Source organism: Acinetobacter higginsii, from assembly GCF_000369845.1.
GTDB classification, from domain to species: domain Bacteria; phylum Pseudomonadota; class Gammaproteobacteria; order Pseudomonadales; family Moraxellaceae; genus Acinetobacter; species Acinetobacter higginsii.
In genome coordinates, this window is the sequence record NZ_KB850213.1 from 55,479 (window position 1) to 75,565 (window position 20,087).

Here is a 20,087-nt window from a genome sequence, read left to right on the forward strand (position 1 = left end):
TCACCTCCAAGATCATTGACTTACAGATCAAGTTAAATGAATAATAACTGAACAGTAAAGAGTATGCAAATTTTTCTACAAATTATTCCTAAAATGTTTCTATTTTTAATAACAACTATATATAGTGGTAGTTGTTTGAATTTTAATACCATATATTGTATTTTATTGTTTTGCAATCTTAAGAAGATAAATTGAAATGGCTCTACTTGATTTAGTGGTTTTGAGAACTATACGATTAGATAATTAAATCTGTAGTACGGTTGGTTTGAGAAAGGGGAATATCCTGTTCTAACTATCTTTATTCATATTTCTTAGTAAATCATCATATTTAAGGTATTGAAAAATATAATATTTAATTAAAAATGATATCAATTGTTATCTTAGGTATCTAACATATCCCATTCGTCACCTAATACCCAACGTAGAGCTGACAATTTACCGTTAATCATACCCCATTCAAAGTCATTCCAAGGGCCAACATCTTCATATGTCTCTTTAACTTGTTTGGCAGATTTGATTGCACCTTCAAGAATATCTTCATGAATAAAATGATTACCATAGTGTTTCGTACCTTTAGGAACAATTTCTATCTCACCTTCATTTATCTTCCAGATTAGATTTTGATGACGGTTATACCAAATTTTATCTACTAGCTCGTCTAATACATCGAGAATTTCTCTTAAACCACGAGTTTCTTCTGTAAAGTCATGTTCAAACTCTATTTCAGCTAAGTAATTATTATCAATCAGGTTGATTGCGGATGCTAAGTTATTAAAATAACAAGTATTACCATTGAAAATATTTTCAAAATCAGTATGAGGCTTTCGATGGTCTTTGGCAGAAAAGTCGTTATGATTATGTGTTATGAAAAAACAACTATCTGCCGTATTGACACTTAATGAAAATTCATAAAATTGCTCAATAATTACAGCATCAGCTACAGAGTTTTTACTGATATGGAATGGAGCTTTTTTATCTAAGCCTCGTTGAATGGCTGCAATCTTTGAGCGCTCGCTAATACTTATTTTTTCCGCTGATTCAATTAGTTTCTCAACTCTGTTAATGGTTGCATAGTTAGCATCAGTCAAAAGAGGAAGTCTTGCATTTATATCGTTTAGTACTTCAATGGTTTGAGCTTTATTTTTTTTTGCAAACTCACTTACAACTGTTTTGACTTGTTTAAATTCTTGAGATAATCGTTTTGCTGTTTTGTTTGCGACCTCTTCTTTGTTTCTTTCATATTCTTGAGCTACTAAGTCAATTACGACTAACTTCGCTACTTTAGTACGAACAAGATCTTCCAATGCAGAAACTAGTGGTAATTCTTGTTTCTTAGTAGAAATATCTAAAAAAACACACGTATCAAGAAATATATAAAACATACTGCCTCATTGATTATTAAAAAAGTTAAATTTATTGACCCTCGTTAATGTGCTTATAGGTAATGAAAATACTTTCTATAAATACATCTAAAGTAACATTTTCTATAGAGGTAATATATATTGATTTATTTTGCGTTCTAAGCGTTCAATTTCTATCTTGCACTTTTGGTAATAAGAATCGTTAGGGATATTATTCTTAGCAATATTTAATGATATGGTTGCGTGCTCTATATCTCCATCTGCAAAATAAGCATATGTTTTTTGTAACTCACATAGGTGCATAGATTTCCCGAGTTTATGAGCTAAATCTAAGCATGTTATAGATTCTTTGGTTTTATTTTTAATTCTGGCTAATATTTTACCTTTAGTAAATTGGAGTTCTGAGTGATTAGGGTCAATATTAGTAGCTTTATTGATTTTTTCTAAAGCTTGTGGAAAATCTTTATAAATAAATAGAGTATTTGAATACTTCTCTAATAACCAAATATTTGTTGGATCCTCATCTATCGCTAATTCATAGTATGCAATTGCTTGATCTTTATTACCCTCATTAAAGAATTTTCTAGCTGCCCGTGCAAACCTACTTAAATAAGCTTTTTGATCATTATCTGATATTTCTACTTCAATATGTTTTAAAAACTCTATATATCTTTTTTGGATTGATTCTAGATCTTTTTGAAGAGGATGTGTTTGATCATCAAAATTTACAGTTCTATCTTTACAAAATTTCATAAAATCATTGTTGAAAGTAATTTGAAGTTGGCCATCAATACTACTAAGTTGACAAATCCCTTTACTACCTTCTAATGTGCTCTGAGCTAAAGAAAAAGTTAAATTAGCTTTATCAGAAGCTAATTGCATAAAATATTGATCATGATCAGGACCAAAATAGGTTAAGAGAAGTAAAAAGCGCTTTTCTTTTTCATTAAATCTTTCCCAAACATCAGAAAACAAGAACATCCCTAAGTCTTTTTCCTGTAATCTTTTCACTTTATCTAATGCGCTATTAAGTGAGCTTTGTAGTTCATTTGCAAATTGAATGAAAACATTCAAAATCAATGGTTTATTGTTGAGTTCTCTAGTGATTTTTTTTAAAGTAGGTATGCCAGCCTTCTTTATTGCATCAATATTTAATATATCTCCTCTTTTTTGAATATATTCTATACCTTCTTCATCGGACCATTTAGTTGTTTCAATTGGTCTTGCTTCAAGTCTTTCTGTACGACGAGAAGTAAGAATTACTCTTCCAGCATAACGGGAAAGTAAGTGTATTTGCTTACCTAGATTAATAATATCATCATCATTTTCAGCCATAGTTTCTGTATTATCTAAAATAATGAGATGCTCATTTTTTTTAATCTTCTCTTTTTCAAGTAAGCCTTTTAATTTTTGAATAATAGTTTCTGCATCTTTTTGATACCAACTATTGTCAAGTTTGACTTCTAATAGTTGTGCTATATGTAAAGCGACATCTGCAACGCCTAGATTGTTGTTCGTAAGTGATTCTAAACCATGTATTCCCCAACGAGTCTTTTTTGCTGTGTAAAAAGTAATAACACTGGGTTTCCATTCGACCTCAATAGAACCTTCAAGGACACGATGCATAAATTCTAAAATGAGAGTTGTTTTTCCAATGCCACCATCACCATATACAAGACATCGTTTTGAGTCTTCTGGATCATTAAACCAGTCAATAAGCTCAGTGATTTCTTTTTTTCGTCCTGTAAAGTCAGCTACAGATATAGCTCTCTCTGGTAAAAAAATTAGCGGATTCCAATCATTATATTCATATACCTCATAAGTTTTTTTTGTAGAAATATTAAAAATTTTATTTGGTACTTCATAAGATTGATCAGTAGCGTTTGTTAAGGACGTTTGAACTTTAGCAGTAACATGAATCATACCATTATTAGTTTTTTTGATTTTTCTGTAACACGTAGGATTTCCATCAAATAATCTTAATGTTTGAATAGGAGTGGAGATATTAAAAATTTTAGGAAAAAATAAAAAATCGTCACCTTTGCTTTCAGGCAGATAAATTTTTAATTTGTCTAAAATATATTCAATAATATCGATGTCTAAAAATAAATTAGTTGATGAAATACCATGACCAAAGATACTTTCATTTCGATCTTCAACATATGTATGTAAGATATTTCTTAAAGATATTTCTTTGATTTGTAGCCATTCTACTAATGCAGGTTCGTTTGAAATATCTTTATCTTCAAAGTAGAATCTAGATAAAGAACTATTTTTTAATTTGGCTATCTGTGTTAGAGAGTTACTTATAAAATCAACGCATGTTCCATCGGCTGGTTGAGATAGCTCAATGAAACTAATATCAATTTTTGACATATTTTCCGAACTTTCTTTAGCTAAAATATTTATATATTCCGCATTTGAAATACAAATATGTTGAATAAGTATTCTAAAAATACTCAGGCTTACTTCAGCAATATTTTTTTGTGTTTTTAATTTGCGTGCTGCTTTAATATTATTTAAAAAAATATTATACATTGCAAGATCCAAATATATAGTTTGTACTTTGATATTATTTTAAATTATATTGAATTATTTTTTATATTCAATGATTTATTTCAAATAAAGATTAATGTAAAGATAAAATCTGTAATTTATCGCATAGTTCTTTGGAATGTCGCATAGTTGTTTGTAAATGACAGCCACCGCCGACCAAAGCAATTGCGGATGCGGTATGGTGTGGTGCACGAAAGGGTCGTTGCCCAAAGCTATGTTGTGCATTGGCGACTGAATAAATACTGGCGACCTCTAAATTTTCCTGTGCATTGGGTGGCGGTAAAATGGAGGGAAGGCGAGAGGCGAGTAAGGTTTTACCTGTACCAGGAGGGCCTTTAAATAAGAGCGAATGCCCACCTGCTGCTGCAATCTCTAAGGCACGACGTGGTCGTAACTGTCCTTTAACATCTGCGAGGTCGAGTTGATAAGACGTTAAACCATGAATTGATCTTTGTGGTGCAGCAGTAATTTGAGAATTGCCCGAAAAATGTGCACAGACATCCTGTAGGTGATTGGCCGCATATACCTCAAAATTGGGGAGTTGGTTGGCCTCTTCTAAATTGCCATTAGGCAGCAACAGACGATGCTGCGCTTGTTGGCAGGCCATCGCGATGGTCAATGCGCCTGAAATCGGGCGTAAATGTCCATCTAATGCCAGTTCACCAATAAATTCAAAGCCTTCAGTGCTATTTTCTGGTAATTGTCCTGAAGCAATCAAGATGCCAAGAGCAATGGGTAAATCAAGTCTAGAACCATCTTTAGGGAGATCTGCTGGTGCCAAATTGATGGTTAAGCGCTTGGTTGGAAACTGAAAACCGCTATTAATAATGGCTGAGCGGACACGATCTTTACTTTCACGTACTGCAGCTTCAGGTAGACCTACAATTGTGAGTGAAGGCAAGCCTGAACTGATGTGGACTTCAACTTCAATTTGTGGGGCGTGTAGACCCAATAAGCCTCTCGTATAAATTTTGGCAAAAGACATCTTATTATTGTTCCATTGTGGTGCTTTATTTTTAATCATTTTTCGGTGCTATTCGCACCGAATTGGTGCTTATTTTTTATTCTGAACGATTTCTTCAAGTATTTTCATTTGCTGTTGCAGCTCAGTGAGGCGTTGATTGGCCGTATTGAGAGCAGTTCGTTGGCGATCAAGCTCTTGTTTAGAGACAAGGTCTAACTTTTCGATGCTTTCACTGAGTAACGCACGTAAGTTTTTTTCTAGGTCTTTTTTAGGTTGGTCAACTTGTTGCAAAATTGCCTGTAAAAGAGTCTCAATCATAAAGTGCTCAATAGGTTATGTATATTTGCTGCTCAGTGTATCACTGCTGGCTATATTCCTCTAGCACACTTCGGGACAGAAGGATGAGTGACTGGTTGATTTCATTCAATATAGCGAAATGAAACTTATTTTCGATGCACTATCTACATCTTCAAGCCTAAATAGGTTATAAAGAAAGCTTGTGCCCAATATTTAAAAACCCCCAACCTTTAAATATTGGCATGAAAATTGAACATAAAACCTTACTGGTGAAAATAAGCCGAAGGAAAACAAACATGAAGCTTGTAACTGCAATTGTAAAACCATTTAAATTAGATGATGTGCGTGAAGCACTCTCTGAGATTGGTGTTCAAGGGATTACCGTAACTGAAGTCAAAGGTTTCGGACGTCAAAAAGGTCATACAGAACTGTATCGTGGTGCAGAGTATGTGGTTGATTTCTTACCGAAAGTGAAGATTGAAATTGCAATTAGTGATGAAATGGTGGACGCAGTCATTGAATCAATCACTCGTGTCGCAAGCACAGGCAAAATTGGTGACGGCAAAATTTTTGTCACGAATTTAGAGCAAGTAATCCGTATCCGTACGGGTGAAACTGGGCCAGATGCTGTCTAAATTGGCACAAACTTTGCTGAGTTAGAAATAAGAGAAATAGCTCACAAAATAAGGTTGGGGGACACGAATGAAAAAAATGCTTATGGCGCTCAGTCTATCTGGCGCACTCTTAGGTGGTTCAGCGGTGGTTTGGGCAGAAGATGCTGCATCAACACCAGTAACTGAACAAACTGTAGCCGTTGCTGATACGGGTGCTGCAACAACTGAAATTGTAGCCGTTGAAGCTCCAGCTCCTGAAGAGGCTGCTCCTGCTGCTGTAGCAACAGTGGATACAGGTGATACAGCTTGGGTTCTTGTTTCAACAGCATTGGTTCTGTTGATGACTATTCCTGGTTTGGCTCTGTTCTATGGTGGTATGGTGCGTAAGAAAAACGTACTCAGCACCATGATGTTCAGCCTTTCTGCGGCGATCTTAGTGAGTTTAATCTGGGTAATTGCCGGTTACTCATTGGCTTTCTCTGGTTCAGGTGCTTATGTGGGCGACTTGGGCAAGGCGATGCTGAATGGCGTTGCATTTGATGCCTTAAGTGGAACAATTCCTGAAAGCTTATTTGTTATTTTCCAAATGACGTTTGCGATCATCACTGTTGCGATTATCAGTGGTTCGATTGCTGATCGTATGAAATATTCAGCATTTATGGCATTTATCGCAGTATGGGTCATTTTGGTTTATGCACCAATCACTCACTGGGTATGGGCGGCTGATGGCTGGTTATTCAAAGCAGGCGCATTAGATTTTGCTGGTGGTACGGTTGTTCATATTAACGCAGGTGTTGCAGGTTTGGTTGCAGCATACATGTTAGGGAAACGTACAGGCCTTGGCCGTGAATCTATGGCACCACATAACTTAACTTTAACTGTGATTGGCGCAAGCTTGATTTGGGTAGGTTGGTTCGGCTTTAACGGTGGTAGTGCTTTAGGTGCTGGTGCGCGTGCAAGTATGGCGATTCTTGTAACTCAAGTAGCTGCTGCCGCTGCTGCATTCTCATGGCTCATTGTTGAACGTCTTGTTCGTGGTAAAGCATCAGTTCTTGGTGGTGCATCAGGTGCGGTTGCTGGTTTAGTGGTGATTACGCCTGCTGCTGGTTTCGTTGGTGTAGGTGGCGCATTAATCATGGGCTTAATTGGTGGTGTTGTGTGCTTCTGGGGGATTACTGCACTGAAACGCCTGCTTAAAGCGGATGATGCTCTGGATGCGTTTGGTTTACATGCTGTTGGTGGTATCGTTGGTGCGATTCTTACTGGTGTGTTCTACAGTGATGAAATCATCAAAGCAGCAAATGTTGCACTTGCACCAACCTTTATCGGTCAGTTGTGGGTACAAATCGAGGGTGTGTTAGCAACAATCGCGTATAGCGCAATTGTGACCTTCATTATCCTGAAAGTAATTGATCTAGTGATTGGTATCCGTGTTAGCGCTGATGATGAACGTATGGGTCTTGACCTGAGCCAACATGGCGAACGTATCGAATAATCAGTGCAAGATGTGATTAAAAAAAACAGCCTTATGGGGCTGTTTTTTTATGGCTTTAGGGTGCTAGTTCTGCAATTGAAGAAACTTTGCTACACTTAAGCAAAGTGAGTAAATAATCGCGCAACTATGCATTGTCCATTTTGTAACGCTGCTGATAGTAAAGTCATAGACTCCCGTTTGGCTGCCGAAGGCTGCCAGATTCGTCGTCGTCGTGAGTGTGTCATTTGTGGGGAGCGTTTTACCACCTTTGAAAGTTATGATGTGGTCATGCCTCGCGTGATCAAATCAGACGGTAAAAATGAACCTTTTGATGAGGCCAAACTACGCCGTTCTTTAATGCATGCCTTACAAAAACGTCCTGTCACTCAGGAACAAATTGAAACCGTACTCAGTGATATTCAATCGCAGATCCGCCGTCTAGGCGAGCGTGATGTCAAATCCAGAACCATTGGTGAAATCGTTATGCAGGCATTATTTGCATTGGATCATGTTGCCTATGTTCGATTTGCTTCTGTGTACCAAGATTTCCAAGATGTAGAAGCATTTCGCCATCAAATTGAGCAAATGCAACAACGTGAAAATGAAGCTTAAATTCGAGAGATCATGTCTGAGTTAACCCAAGATCATTTATCTGAACATCAGCACTGGATGCAACAAGCCATTGCCTTAGCTCGACGTGGTCAATATTCGACGAAGCCGAATCCAAATGTCGGTTGCGTCATTGTCAAAGACGGTCAACTGATTGGGGAAGGCTATCATCCTAAAGCTGGTCAGCCGCATGCGGAAGTTTTTGCCCTGCGTCAAGCAGCTGAGAATGCCAAAGATGCAACTGCATATGTCACTTTAGAACCTTGTGCACATTATGGTCGAACACCGCCTTGTGCGGAGGCTTTGGTCAAAGCTCAAGTGAAAAAAGTCGTCATTGCCTGTTCTGATCCAAATCCACTGGTCGCAGGTAAAGGCGTTAAGATTTTACAAGATGCTGGCATTGAGGTTGAAACGGGAATTTGTACGGAAAGTGCAAAAACGCTCAACTTGGGTTTTTTGAAGGCCATGTCAACTGGCCTGCCTTATGTACGTTTAAAAATAGCATCAAGTCTGGATGGCCGTACTGCGATGGCTTCGGGTGAATCAAAGTGGATTACTGGCACAGCAGCTCGACAAGATGTCCAACATTGGCGGGCAATTTCGGGTGCGGTGATCACTGGTATTCAAACGGTTTTGGCCGATGATTGCGAACTAAATGTGCGTGCATTAGAAGGCGTTGATCTGACAACAGTGGTGCAACCAAAACGGATCGTTTTGGATCGACAAGGGCAATTACCACTTTCTGCAAAAATTCTACAGCAATCTGAAACGGTGATGGTGATGACACCATTTCGTCAAGAACTTGCTGATTTAGGCGTGATACAATTGCCACCGCAACCTTTAAACCAGTTATTGCAGACTTTGTCTCAACAACATCAAATTTATGATGTTTTGGTTGAGGCAGGTGCGACTTTATCAACGGCCTTTTTACAACAAGGATTGGTTGATGAAATGATTAGTTATGTTGCGCCAACTTTACTTGGTCAATCTGCTCGGGCTATGTTTAATGCTGAATTTAGCAAAATGGCAGAGCAGCTCCGTTTTGAGTTGGTCAATGTAACCCAACTTGGGCAAGACATACGCCTAAGATTGCTCCCTATCCAAGAGATGATATGAATCCAGAACCATCGGTTTATCACAAACGTCGTCATGCTGCCCGTACGACTGACGAATATCTTTTTCATCAGTTAGTGCCTTATCTCGGTAATAAGCGTCGACTGCTTCACCTCATTTTAGAAGCACTTGAGATTACAGGTACATTGAATAGCAAGAAAAAGAATCCACCGATTTTTGCTGATTTCTTTGCGGGGAGTGGGGTTGTTTCGCGGTTAGCCCGCCAAAATGGTTATCGCGTGATTGCCAATGACTGGGAACCGTATAGTCATGCCTTGAACAATGCCATTTTAGCTTGTGTCGATGCACCTGCTTTTAAAGAGTTAGGTGGCTATCAGAAAGCCATTGATTATCTGAATCGCTTACCTGAGGTCAAAGGCTGGGTCACGCATAATTTATGTCCACGTAATGATGATGTGTATGATCCTGCCCGTGATCGTTTGTTCTTCAAACGCCGTAACGGTATGCGGATTGATGCGATTCGTCAGCAGATTGCAACATGGCAAGCGCAAGGTGCAATTAATGATGTAGAGATGAGTGCTTTATTGGCACCGCTACTGTATTCCGCAAGTTTCGTCAGTAATACCAGTGGTGTCTTTAAAAGTTTCCATCAGGGCTGGGGCGGACGTACCCAAACTGCCTTGGAGCGGATTGAATCTTTATTGTGGCTGACACCAAGTCGCTTCTGTGAGATTGGAGATGCTAAGCGTCCTGCTGCTGAAATGTGGTGTGTCGATGCACAGCATCTGGCCAATCAAATGAGTAGTTTTGAGGTTGATGTCGCCTATCTTGATCCACCCTATAATCAGCATGCCTATAGCAGTAACTATCATGTTCTGAATGCACTGACTTTATGGGATCAAGTTGACTTGCCATCCCCAGACACCAAAGGTTTTAAAAGTGGTATTGATCGAGCTTGGCGTAAAGAACGTCCAAGTCCTTATAACTCTTCTAAATATGCCAAAGAGGCCTATGAAAAGTTATTGGAAACGATTAATGCGCGTTATATTTTGACCAGTTATTCGACTGATGGAAATATTGAGCCGAAGGACTTACTGACTGCCAATTTGAAGCGCGGTAAAGTGACCTTATTGACTCAAGATGTTCCACGTTATCGGGTCAGTAAACAACGCCAGTCTGAACGTGCTCGCGTACTTGAGTTTATTGTGATCACGGACACCCATGCCAAGTCTGGACCACCATTACGGCAGCTCTTGGGGCAGTTGTACCATTTCGCTGAATTGGGTGGTGTAGATACCACAGGTAACAGTACCCAACTGGCACTTTGGTAAAAGAAAAAAGACACCATTTTGGCAACAAAGTGGTGTTTTTGTATCCAGTATTCGCTGAGTATCGGTTAATTAGATTGTTGTGATCGATTTGTAAGATAAGCCTATGTTTTTATAGTAAATATCTACCAATTTTGAGTTGGTTTATATGTGCATAGTCATGCTTTTAAGTTGAATGATAGAAAATAATAATTAAAAAATACTGATGTAAAACAAATGAATAGAACTATTTATTCTTCTGTTTTTATCGTCATGTTCACTGAATATAAAGCTGGAAATACTTTAACCAATCGTTCAAATTTTTACCAAATGATATTGACCATATCTAAAAATAACTATAGTTTGCCGAGCTTAATTTAGGGTCTTGCCTATTTGCAGCGATGACCAAGAGAGGTTGTTATGAGTCGCTCGGAACCCACCTTATTGGGGCAATGTGTAGCTGAATTTTTTGCTACCGCAATTTTTTTATCATTTGGTATTGGTGTGGTGGCTGCACTTAAGCTTGCGGGAGCGAGTTTAGGCTTGTGGGAAATTAGTATTGTATGGGGTTTGGCTGTTGCATTGGCAGTGTATTTGTCTGCTGGCATTTCTGGGGCACATCTTAATCCCGCAGTGACCATCGCTTTGGCACTGTTTGCTGGTTTTGAAAAACGTAAAGTGCCTTTCTATATCATTTCACAAGTTGCTGGTGCTGCTGTAGGTGCACTTCTGGTTTATGGTCTGTATAGCAATTTATTTGTGGACTATGAGCAAACCCATCATATGGTGCGGGGCAGTGTTGAAAGTTTAGAATTGGCGGGAATTTTCTCAACCTATCCACATCATCTGCTCTCGCTTGGTCAGGCCTTTATGGTGGAAATGTTTATCACCATGTTATTGCTTTGGCTGATTATGGCGATTGGTGATGATAGCAATGGTTTACCGCGTGGTGCTTTGGCACCGATCTTGGTCGGTTTATTGGTTGCAGTGATTGGTGCATCTTTTGGCCCATTGACTGGCTTTGCTATGAATCCTGCCCGTGATTTTGGCCCAAAAATTGTGGCTTATTTCTCTGGCTGGGGACCTGTTGCATTTACCGGTGGACGCGATATTCCATATTTCATCGTCCCGATTATTGCACCAATCGTAGGGGCTTGTTTGGGCGTACTTGGTTATAAGCTGTTTTTTAGTCATTTTTTAGTCAACAATCCTGTTGTAGTAAAAGAAAAAGAAATTGCTGAAAAGCAAGTGTCTGAAATGTAATAAAGACCAGATCAAGAATCTGAAGGGCAGTCAACGGATTGCCCTTTTTATTTGCCTGTATTTGGACTGTACATGCCTTGTTATCTCTAGTTCTTTGCTTTAAGGTATCTTCTTTACAGTGGTACATACTGCAATAAAGATAGGTTGAAACTCCCATGTTTACAGGCATTATTGAAAGTTTAGGTAAGGTTGAGAGCCTACAGAGTGTAGGTGGTGATGTTCGTTTATGTATTCAAACGGATTTGGATATGTCTGATGTACATTTGGGGGATTCGATTGCCACTAACGGGATCTGCCTGACCGTGATTGAATGGGGTGAAAACTGGTATGCAGCTGACGTTTCGCGAGAGAGTTTAAACCGTACCACATTAGGCCAATGGAAAGTCGGTCAAGCCGTTAATGTCGAAAAAGCGATGTTACCAACCACACGTTTTGGTGGGCATATTGTCAGTGGACATGTGGATGGTTTAGGTGAAATTACCTTAGTGCGACATGATGCACGTTCACTGTATTTTGAAGTGACAGCGCCTGTTGAGTTGGCTAAATATTTAGCCGAAAAAGGTTCAGTCACTGTCGATGGGATTAGTCTGACTATTAACCATTTGCGCGGCAATATTTTAAGCTTGAATTTAATACCACATACTGCAGAACGTACCAATATTGGTACTTGGCAGGTTGGAAGCAAAGTCAATTTGGAAGTAGATGTCTTGGCACGTTATATCGAGCGTTTATTGCTAGGTGATAAGGCTGCGGAACAGAAAACTGAATCGAATATCAGTATGGCATTCTTGGCTGAAAATGGTTTTTTAAAATAAAAGATGAAGTATAAAAAAGCCCAGTTTGAACTGGGCTTTTTTATTATTTTTCGTCTGAAAATTCACTATTTTTCAAGATATAGTCAATTTCATCTTGCGCGAGGGCATGTAACTTGGCGCGGAATACAGTTACCGCTTGCTCAATTAAACCTTCGGCTTCTAATTCAAGTCGTACACGAACACTTTCTAACTCTGAAAGAATTTGCTGATCATCGATCACAACACGTTGAGCCTTTGAATAATCGATACTTGGCTGTTCAGGATTACTTTGATAGCGTTCAGTTTGCTGTGCAATTTCCTGATCAATATGACCACGTAAGGCAAGCAGGTTTTCAGTCTGTTGTTCAAATTGACGGGCTTCATCGGCTTGCAGTTGTGCTGCATAGGCGGCTTCAGCTGCACGCTTTTCTTCCAATGCCTTTTCCAAAGCCAGTTGTTTACGAATACGTGCTTGTTCAATCAAGTCTGCTTTTAAGTCGGCATAGGCTTGATCAATACGCTGCTGAGAAAGTTGCTGCGCATTTTCCTCATGTTGTGTCCATGTCTGAGTCAGTGTTTTTGGTAGCAGTAGATCACAAATACGTGCTAAATCATCCTGATAGGTCTGACGGACAGCCTCAGGTGCATTTAACCAACGTTTTTTAAAGTCCTGACCTACATTTAATGCCACAAGACACTCCTCAAATGATGCTGTTTATTGCCGATTTATAATTTAAATGTTCGAGGTTCGATACCTAAACGACGATACATTTTAAATTTTTCCCGCCCGATCTGTTTTGCCGTTTCATTATTTTCAATAATTTCGATAATGTGGCGAAAATCTTGAGTTTGTTCAAGTGCATGATTGTTAAAATTAAACACGATCCAATCATTCGACGGAGGTAATTCCGCTGAAATACACACAGGACTATGCGGCTGATCAATGCCATGTGGAATAAAGCTGAGTGGATCAAAGTTCCAAAGTTTCTCATCTAACTCCGTTTGCTGCCCTGAATCAGCGCAATACCACCAGATGTGTGGATGCTGATTCAGAATCTTACGGCATAAACGGCAAGCACTTTCGACTTGCCGTTCTTTACTATTTTCAAATAGATAAAAGCTGATTTGTGGCATGTTTTAGTTTTTCGTTGCAACACGATTTGCTAAAAACTGCATCAGTAATGGCACTGGACGACCTGTAGCACCTTTAGCTGCACCCGATAACCACGCTGTACCTGCGACATCGAGGTGTGCCCAACGATAATCACGAGTGAAACGTTCGAGGAAACACGCAGCAGTAATTGCGCCACCATATGGACCGCCAATGTTGGCAATATCGGCAAAAGGAGAGTCGAGTAATTCTTGATACTCTTCCATCACTGGCATACGCCATACTCGGTCTAGTGACTGTTCGCCTGCCTGTTGTAGGTCTTGGGCAAGTTCATCATCTGGCGTAAATAAGCCACTCACCACTTTACCTAGCGCAACCACACAGGCACCTGTGAGGGTTGCAATATCAATCACCAGCGCAGGGTTAAAGCGCTTGATATACGTTAAGGTATCACAGAGAACCAGACGGCCTTCTGCATCGGTATTCAGGATTTCAATAGTCTGACCGCTCATACTGGTCACAATATCACCTGGGCGAGTAGCATGAGCGGAAGGCATATTCTCAGCAGCTGCAATCGCACCGACTACATGAATTGGCAATTGTGCTTCGCATAGTGCTTGAATGGTTCCAAGAACAGAAGCTGCGCCGCACATATCAAATTTCATTTCATCCATGCCTAGGCCTGGTTTTAATGAAATACCACCTGTATCAAAGGTCACACCTTTACCGACAAGCACGACAGGGGCTTGATCTACTTTGGCATTGTATTCGAGTGTAATAATGCGACCCGGGCGGTCAGAGCCTTTGCTGACTGCAAGGAATGCATACATCCCCAAGTCCGCTATTTGCTGCTCATCAAGCACTGTGACTTTTAAAAGCGCTGGATATTGTGCTGCAAGTGCAATTGCTTGATCTGCCAAATATTCAGGGAAGCAAATATTACCTGGACGGTTGCCGAGATCACGTGCGTAGTTTTGACCTGATTGCACTGCATGAATTAGATTCAGTTGTGCATTATCTAAAGTAGTTTGGTTGGCAACAAGATGGATTGTTTCTAATACAAATTCATTTTTTTTCGATTTAAATTCATCATAACCATACGCTGCTTGAGTCAGGCTCAAGACAAATAGTGAATGTAAATCGGTTGGAAGTGCGGAAAGATCGACACTAATTTGTTTAAATTTATTTTGTGATGATTTGATAATAGTTTGTGCGAGTTTTGCTAATTTTGTGGCTTTTAACTCGGCACTTTTTCCGAGTCCGAGCAGGTGAGCATTGGCTTGTGCGGAAATATTGGCAATTAAGGCTAAGCTTTCGTTAAAACCTGCTTTGAATTGTGTTGCGTTAAGCACTTCTTCTAGGTGGTTGATTTGATATGTATTTAAGTTCTGTTGTAATTGTTCTGAATCAACCAAAATCCACAAAGATTCGCTAGACGCCTGAGTTGGGAATGCGTTATGAAGGGTAAATTTCATTGTTTGTATGGAACCTGATGAGTGAAAAATAAAGATAAGTCCATTAAACACTTTCAGATATGAGGTTGCAATCCGCAACAAGCGATAGGTTTTATATTTTTAACATTCGGGTAAACTAGCGTTACCTTCAATTGGGCTTTTTGGAAGTATTACTTTGATTATTCGGCGTTATCTCGTCAAACAAGTGGTTTCGACATCTCTCGTCGTCATAGGTTTATTAACCCTGATTATGATGGGTGGTCGTTTAATCAAATATTTTGGCGTGGCAGCTCAAGGTCGTTTAGATGCAGGCATTTTATTTAGCATCATCGGCTATCGTTTGCCCGAGTTTTTAACGCTGATTCTTCCTTTGGGTTTCTTCATTGCCTTGATGCTGGTGTTTGGTCGTCTTTATGTTGACCATGAAATGGCGGTGTTAAATGGCAGTGGTGTGAGTCGTAACCAGTTGGCACGCATGTTGTTACCGATGACGTTGGTCTATCTGGTGGTGCAAACCTGTTTAATGATTTGGATGGGACCATGGGGCTTACGTGAGTTTGAAAAACTGACCAGCACACAAGCGGTACGCACGGGCTTTGACTTGGTTCGTCCCAAGGAGTTTATTTCTTCAGGACCTTTTACGATTTATGCAGACTCATTGTCTGAAGATCGTAAGAATTTAAAAGAGATTTTCTTCTATCAAAAATCCAACCAAGAAGATAAACCAGACATCATGATTTTGGCGAAAGAAGCCACCCGTGTTGAAGTTGCTAATGATACGGCGAATGTCGTGGACTTGGTTCAAGGCCGCCGTTACGAGATTTATCCTAATCAGCCACGTTATCTTCAGGCAGAATTTCAATCTTATCGCTTACGTTTAGAAAATGATAAAGATGTGAAATTTGAAAGTGATGATGTAGAAGCATTGTCAATGTCCAAGCTTTGGCAGAAACGGGATGACTCCGTGGTGCGTAGTGAGTTAGGTTGGCGTATCTTTGGGCCATTTATCATTATTGTGGGTTTGATGCTTGCTGTCGCATTGTCTGAAGTGAGTCCGCGTCAAGGGCGTTATTATCGTTTGATTCCTGCGATCTTTATTTTTGCCAGCTTAATTGTGGTATTGATCGCAATTAAGACTCGAATCAGTAAAGATGAGTTGGACATTTGGGCTTATCCAGCTGTGATTTTGGTTTATGCCATTGCAGCCGCAATTTTTGCACGTAAACAAAAATTAGCGCCTAAAATTAAGAAAAGTATGCAGCGAGTGGGGTTGTGATGTTAGCACGTCGAATAGTCGCCAAACATGTGACAAAAACCACGGTTCTAGCCATGCTCGGAACAACGCTGGTGTTATCTTTCCTACAAGTATTATTTACGTACCTTGGTGAATTGGGTTCGCTGAAACCTAACTATAATGCGTGGCAGGCTTTTCTGTTTGTGATGTGGGGTGCGCCGCGTTATTTATATGAAATCCTGCCTGTTGCTGCATTGATTGGCTCTGTTTTAGGACTGGGCGCACTTGCTTCGAATAGTGAACTGATCGTAATGCGTTCTGTTGGTATCAGTTTATGGCGAATTGTTGGCTGGGTCATGCGTTCAGCGCTGTTATTGATCGTACTGTCTTTTGTGTTGAGTGAATGGGTGATTCCTTATACCAACGAACAAGCTCAAAGTATTAAAAAACAACGCAGTGTAGCAGCTTTGGGCGAAGTCAAAGGCTATTGGTCACGTGAAGGGCAGCGCTTTATCTATATTGATTATGCCAACTCACAAGGTCAGTTACGCAATATTCAAACCATTGATTTTGATCAGGACCATCGCTTGCAGTCTTTTGTGACCGCTGAAAAAGGACAGTTTATTAAAGATGGTGAATGGCAGTTGTCCCAATCACATCAAGTGGATTTACTGGCGCAAGGCAATGCCATTAAAACGGATCATGAGCAGCAATCGCTTGGTTTAGCATTACAGCCGAAATATGTACATATGGTGACCTTGGACCCTGAAGATTTATCTCCAAGCCAATTGATTAGTTTCATGCGCTATATGGATGAATATAGTCAGGTTCCGAAGACCTATGAATTGGCCTTTTGGCAGAAAGTGACCTCACCATTTTCTTTAATTACCTTGGTGTTGATTGCTTGCTCCTTCATTTTTGGGCCGTTACGTCAACAGTCAATGGGTTTCCGTTTGGTGATTTCACTGTTCACAGGTTTAGGCTTCTTCTATCTTCAAGATTTCTTGGGCTATGCAAGCTTAGTGTATGCACCTTCACCTGCATGGTTTGTACTGATGCCAGTGGTGCTGATCTTTATGGTGGGAAGCTATCTGCTTTATCGAGCACGTTAAGCTTGATGGAGAGGTTCTATGATCAGGATTGATGAAAGCCATCAGTCAGGTCATGGAGAATTCGATTAAATTTCGGTAAAATAGACCGATCAAATGACAAACAGAGAGTCCATTATGACGGATGCAAATGCTGGCAAAATTCCTCACGTTCTGGTGATTATGGATGGCGTAGGACATCGTGAAGCAGTTGAAGATAATGCTTTTTTAGCAGCAAAAACGCCAAACCTCACTGCGATGAAGGCCAAGCATCCAAATAGTTTAATCTCAGGTTCAGGCGAAGATGTCGGCTTGCCTGATGGTCAAATGGGCAACTCTGAAGTCGGTCATATGAATTTAGGTGCAGGTCGTGTGCTGTACCAAGATTTCACTCGAATTACTAAAGATATCCGCACTGGTGCTTTTTTTGAGCATGAAGTTTTAGTTGATGCTGTAGAAAAAGCCAAACTAGCAAAGGGTGCTGTACATGTGATGGGCCTGTTGTCTCAAGGCGGTGTTCATTCACATGAAGACCATATTGTGGCAATGTGTGAGCTAGCATTAAAACGTGGTGCGACAGTATATCTACATGCCTTCCTAGATGGACGTGACACTCCACCACGAAGTGCAAAGCCATCATTAGAAAAACTAGATGCTTTATTTGCACAATATCCAAATCAGGGTCGTATCGTTTCGATGATTGGTCGTTACTTTGCGATGGACCGTGATAATCGTTGGGATCGTGTTGAACAAGCCTATCGCCTCATGACTGAAGGTGAGGCAGTACGTGTCGCCAACTCAGCAGTTGAAGGTTTAGAGCTTGCTTACGCTGCGAATGAAAATGATGAGTTTGTTAAAGCAACACGTATTGGCGAAATTGCTAAAGTGCAAGATGGTGACAGTGTTGTTTTTATGAACTTCCGTGCCGATCGTGCGCGTGAGATTACGCGTGCTTTTGTTGAAAAAGATTTTGCTGGATTTACCCGTAAAGTCGTTCCAAACCTGTCTAAGTTTGTCATGTTGACCCGTTATCAAGCGAGTATTGATGCACCTGTGGCGTATATGCCAGAAGGACTTAAAAACTCGATTGGTGAATATCTGTCAAGTTTGGGTAAGACCCAATTGCGTATTGCTGAAACTGAGAAGTATGCACACGTCACTTTCTTCTTCAGTGGTGGTCGTGAAGATGAATATGAAGGTGAAAAACGTATTCTCATTCCTTCGCCGAATGTTGCAACCTACGATTTAAAACCAGAAATGAGTGCTTATGAAGTAACTGATGAGTTAGTCAATGCAATCAATTCTGGTGAGTTTGACCTTTTAGTCGTGAACTATGCCAATGGTGATATGGTTGGGCATACGGGTGTGTTTGATGCTGCGGTGAAAGCCGTTGAAACAGTCGATAGCTGTCTAGGCCGTGTTTACGATGCAGTGATGGCAAACAAAGGGCATATGTTAATTACAGCGGATCATGGTAATGTAGAGCAAATGCAAGACTATGATAGTGGACAGGTTCATACCCAACATACCACAGAGTTGGTTCCATTTATTTATGTTGGTCCAACACAAGCAACGATTGCTGAAGATGGCGTATTGGCGGATGTAGCACCAACACTCTTGCATTTGATGGACATTCCTGTGCCGCCTGAAATGCAAGGCAAGAACTTAATTACTTTAAAATAAGGTGAATCAATGATCCAACACAACAACATTTACCGAGCGTTATGTGCAAGTGTGTTGATGTGTTGGGGACATAGTCTCTCAGCCGCACCAATCACCCATTCTTCTGGGTGGTCGAATGAAGACTCCAAGTCTGGTAATGCTGAAGTCCCGATTGAATCTATTCAACAATTTGTACAGATTTACGGCATCGTCAAAGATAACTATGTCGATAAAAAGTCGGATGATGCTTTATTCCAACAGTCGATTAAGGGCTTGGTCAGTGGTCTAGATCGTTATTCCCGTTATTTATCTGCAGAAGAATACCGTCAACTGATCCAGTATACAGAGGGCGATTTAGCTTCTGTCGATTTCAATTTAAATTATGATGCACATTCGAAAACGTGGCAAATTCAGGATCTGAAGTCAGGTTCGGATTCGAGTAAACTCGGTTTACGCAATGGACAAGTTATCCTAAAAGTGGATAACCAAGAACTGAAAAGCTTAAATCAAGACCAAGTACAAGGTCTGCTCTATGGCTCGATTGGAAGTACTGTCCAGATACAAACAGAGAATAATAGTACGACCATTTTGGTGAGAAACAAGAAAGTCGAAACTGATATTGAACCCGTTTTATTGCACAATCAGGTATTGGTGCTGAAAATACGTGTTTTTCAGCAAGATACGGCGAATGAGATTAAACGTTTGATTGAAGAATATAGTTCGACCAAACTTAAGGCCGTGGTATTCGATCTACGCAATAACCCAGGGGGCTTGCTTTCAGCCTCAGTTGAAGCGGCTGACCTATTTTTAAATCAGGGTTTAATTGTCACGACTAAAAGCCGTTCTGAAGGTGATCAGCAATTCCAAGCACTTCCTTCTAATGAATTTCAAAATATGAAATTAGGCATTTTAATCAACCGTCGTTCTGCTTCTGCTGCTGAAGTCTTTACAGCAGCATTAAAAGAGCATAAGCGTGCATGGGTGGTCGGTGAAAATAGTTATGGTAAAGGTGTGGTACAAAAGTTATTTCCCTTACCAAGTGGCGCTGCATTGCAGATGACGGTATCACACTATTACACTCCCAATGGCAATATGATTGAAGGTCAAGGTATTCAGCCAAATCAGACCTATGCTTTGTCTGCCGAGATGAAAGAAGATAATTATCTTGAGCATGTCACAGATCTGGTTTTAAAAAGTAGATATTAAAAAAAGCCCCTCAGTTGAG

Annotated in this window: 17 protein-coding genes and 1 pseudogene; 11 read left to right on the forward strand and 7 right to left on the reverse strand. The window is 40.0% G+C overall.

Annotation, left to right across the window (positions count from 1 at the left end):
• Positions 1–380: 380 nt before the first annotated feature.
• From F885_RS13705 to F885_RS13690, 4 genes and pseudogenes are all read right to left on the reverse strand, one after another.
• Positions 381–1,382, reverse strand: coding sequence for a PIN domain-containing protein (locus tag F885_RS13705; RefSeq protein WP_005314762.1), 1,002 nt, complete (start codon positions 1,380–1,382; stop codon positions 381–383).
• 102 nt (positions 1,383–1,484) lie between these two features.
• Complete coding sequence (locus tag F885_RS13700) at positions 1,485–3,899, reverse strand: hypothetical protein (protein WP_005314765.1); 2,415 nt, start codon at positions 3,897–3,899, stop codon at positions 1,485–1,487.
• A gap of 157 nt (positions 3,900–4,056) precedes the next feature.
• Positions 4,057–4,902: pseudogene (locus tag F885_RS13695) on the reverse strand (YifB family Mg chelatase-like AAA ATPase); the annotation flags it as partial.
• A 69-nt stretch (positions 4,903–4,971) separates the two neighbouring features.
• Entirely contained in the window at positions 4,972–5,199 is a 228-nt protein-coding gene (locus tag F885_RS13690; protein WP_004802123.1) for an accessory factor UbiK family protein, read from the reverse strand.
• Positions 5,200–5,474: 275 nt separating this feature from the next.
• Between F885_RS13690 and glnK the strand changes: the two genes are divergently transcribed.
• From glnK to F885_RS13655, 7 genes are all read left to right on the forward strand, one after another.
• A complete protein-coding gene (glnK, locus tag F885_RS13685) occupies positions 5,475–5,813 on the forward strand; it encodes a P-II family nitrogen regulator (protein WP_004656379.1) in 339 nt (112 codons plus the stop codon).
• Positions 5,814–5,880: 67 nt separating this feature from the next.
• Positions 5,881–7,287, forward strand: a complete 1,407-nt coding sequence (locus tag F885_RS13680; RefSeq protein WP_005200614.1) for an ammonium transporter — start codon at positions 5,881–5,883, stop codon at positions 7,285–7,287.
• A gap of 126 nt (positions 7,288–7,413) precedes the next feature.
• Positions 7,414–7,878 (forward strand): transcriptional regulator NrdR, encoded by a 465-nt coding sequence (nrdR, locus tag F885_RS13675; RefSeq protein ID WP_004656377.1) that lies wholly within the window; start codon positions 7,414–7,416, stop codon positions 7,876–7,878.
• A 12-nt stretch (positions 7,879–7,890) separates the two neighbouring features.
• Positions 7,891–8,991: a bifunctional diaminohydroxyphosphoribosylaminopyrimidine deaminase/5-amino-6-(5-phosphoribosylamino)uracil reductase RibD gene (gene ribD / locus F885_RS13670; RefSeq protein ID WP_005314773.1), complete on the forward strand. Its 1,101-nt coding sequence runs from the start codon at positions 7,891–7,893 to the stop codon at positions 8,989–8,991.
• Positions 8,988–10,280: a DNA adenine methylase gene (locus tag F885_RS13665; protein WP_004802129.1), complete on the forward strand. Its 1,293-nt coding sequence runs from the start codon at positions 8,988–8,990 to the stop codon at positions 10,278–10,280. Before ribD ends, F885_RS13665 begins: the two co-directional genes overlap by 4 nt.
• A 396-nt stretch (positions 10,281–10,676) precedes the next feature.
• Positions 10,677–11,519 (forward strand): MIP/aquaporin family protein, encoded by an 843-nt coding sequence (locus F885_RS13660; RefSeq protein WP_004802130.1) that lies wholly within the window; start codon positions 10,677–10,679, stop codon positions 11,517–11,519.
• Positions 11,520–11,674: 155 nt separating this feature from the next.
• The gene (locus tag F885_RS13655) at positions 11,675–12,334 is read left to right on the forward strand and encodes a riboflavin synthase (protein WP_005314776.1); all 660 of its coding nucleotides are present in this window, start codon (positions 11,675–11,677) and stop codon (positions 12,332–12,334) included.
• A 43-nt stretch (positions 12,335–12,377) separates the two neighbouring features.
• Here the strand turns inward: F885_RS13655 and blhA are convergent, their stop codons facing one another.
• From blhA to F885_RS13640, 3 genes are read right to left on the reverse strand one after another with little or no spacing between them, the layout of a single operon-like run.
• The gene (gene blhA, locus F885_RS13650) at positions 12,378–13,004 is read right to left on the reverse strand and encodes a cell division protein BlhA (RefSeq protein ID WP_005314777.1); all 627 of its coding nucleotides are present in this window, start codon (positions 13,002–13,004) and stop codon (positions 12,378–12,380) included.
• 35 nt (positions 13,005–13,039) lie between these two features.
• Positions 13,040–13,447: a DNA polymerase III subunit chi gene (locus tag F885_RS13645; RefSeq protein WP_005314778.1), complete on the reverse strand. Its 408-nt coding sequence runs from the start codon at positions 13,445–13,447 to the stop codon at positions 13,040–13,042.
• Between the two features lie 3 nt (positions 13,448–13,450).
• A complete protein-coding gene (locus F885_RS13640; RefSeq protein ID WP_005314779.1) occupies positions 13,451–14,899 on the reverse strand; it encodes a leucyl aminopeptidase in 1,449 nt (482 codons plus the stop codon).
• A 154-nt stretch (positions 14,900–15,053) separates the two neighbouring features.
• Here F885_RS13640 and lptF point away from each other — a divergent pair, with 154 nt between their 5' ends.
• The 4 genes from lptF (at position 15,054) to F885_RS13620 (ending at position 20,068) form a co-directional block, all read left to right on the forward strand.
• Positions 15,054–16,154 (forward strand): LPS export ABC transporter permease LptF, encoded by a 1,101-nt coding sequence (gene lptF, locus F885_RS13635; protein ID WP_004802139.1) that lies wholly within the window; start codon positions 15,054–15,056, stop codon positions 16,152–16,154.
• The gene (gene lptG / locus F885_RS13630; RefSeq protein WP_004802141.1) at positions 16,154–17,224 is read left to right on the forward strand and encodes an LPS export ABC transporter permease LptG; all 1,071 of its coding nucleotides are present in this window, start codon (positions 16,154–16,156) and stop codon (positions 17,222–17,224) included. The genes lptF and lptG overlap by 1 nt, the downstream gene beginning before the upstream one ends.
• A gap of 114 nt (positions 17,225–17,338) precedes the next feature.
• Complete coding sequence (gene gpmI, locus F885_RS13625; protein ID WP_005200599.1) at positions 17,339–18,883, forward strand: 2,3-bisphosphoglycerate-independent phosphoglycerate mutase; 1,545 nt, start codon at positions 17,339–17,341, stop codon at positions 18,881–18,883.
• Between the two features lie 9 nt (positions 18,884–18,892).
• Positions 18,893–20,068 (forward strand): S41 family peptidase, encoded by a 1,176-nt coding sequence (locus tag F885_RS13620; RefSeq protein ID WP_005314780.1) that lies wholly within the window; start codon positions 18,893–18,895, stop codon positions 20,066–20,068.
• The last annotated feature ends 19 nt before the right edge of the window (positions 20,069–20,087 follow it).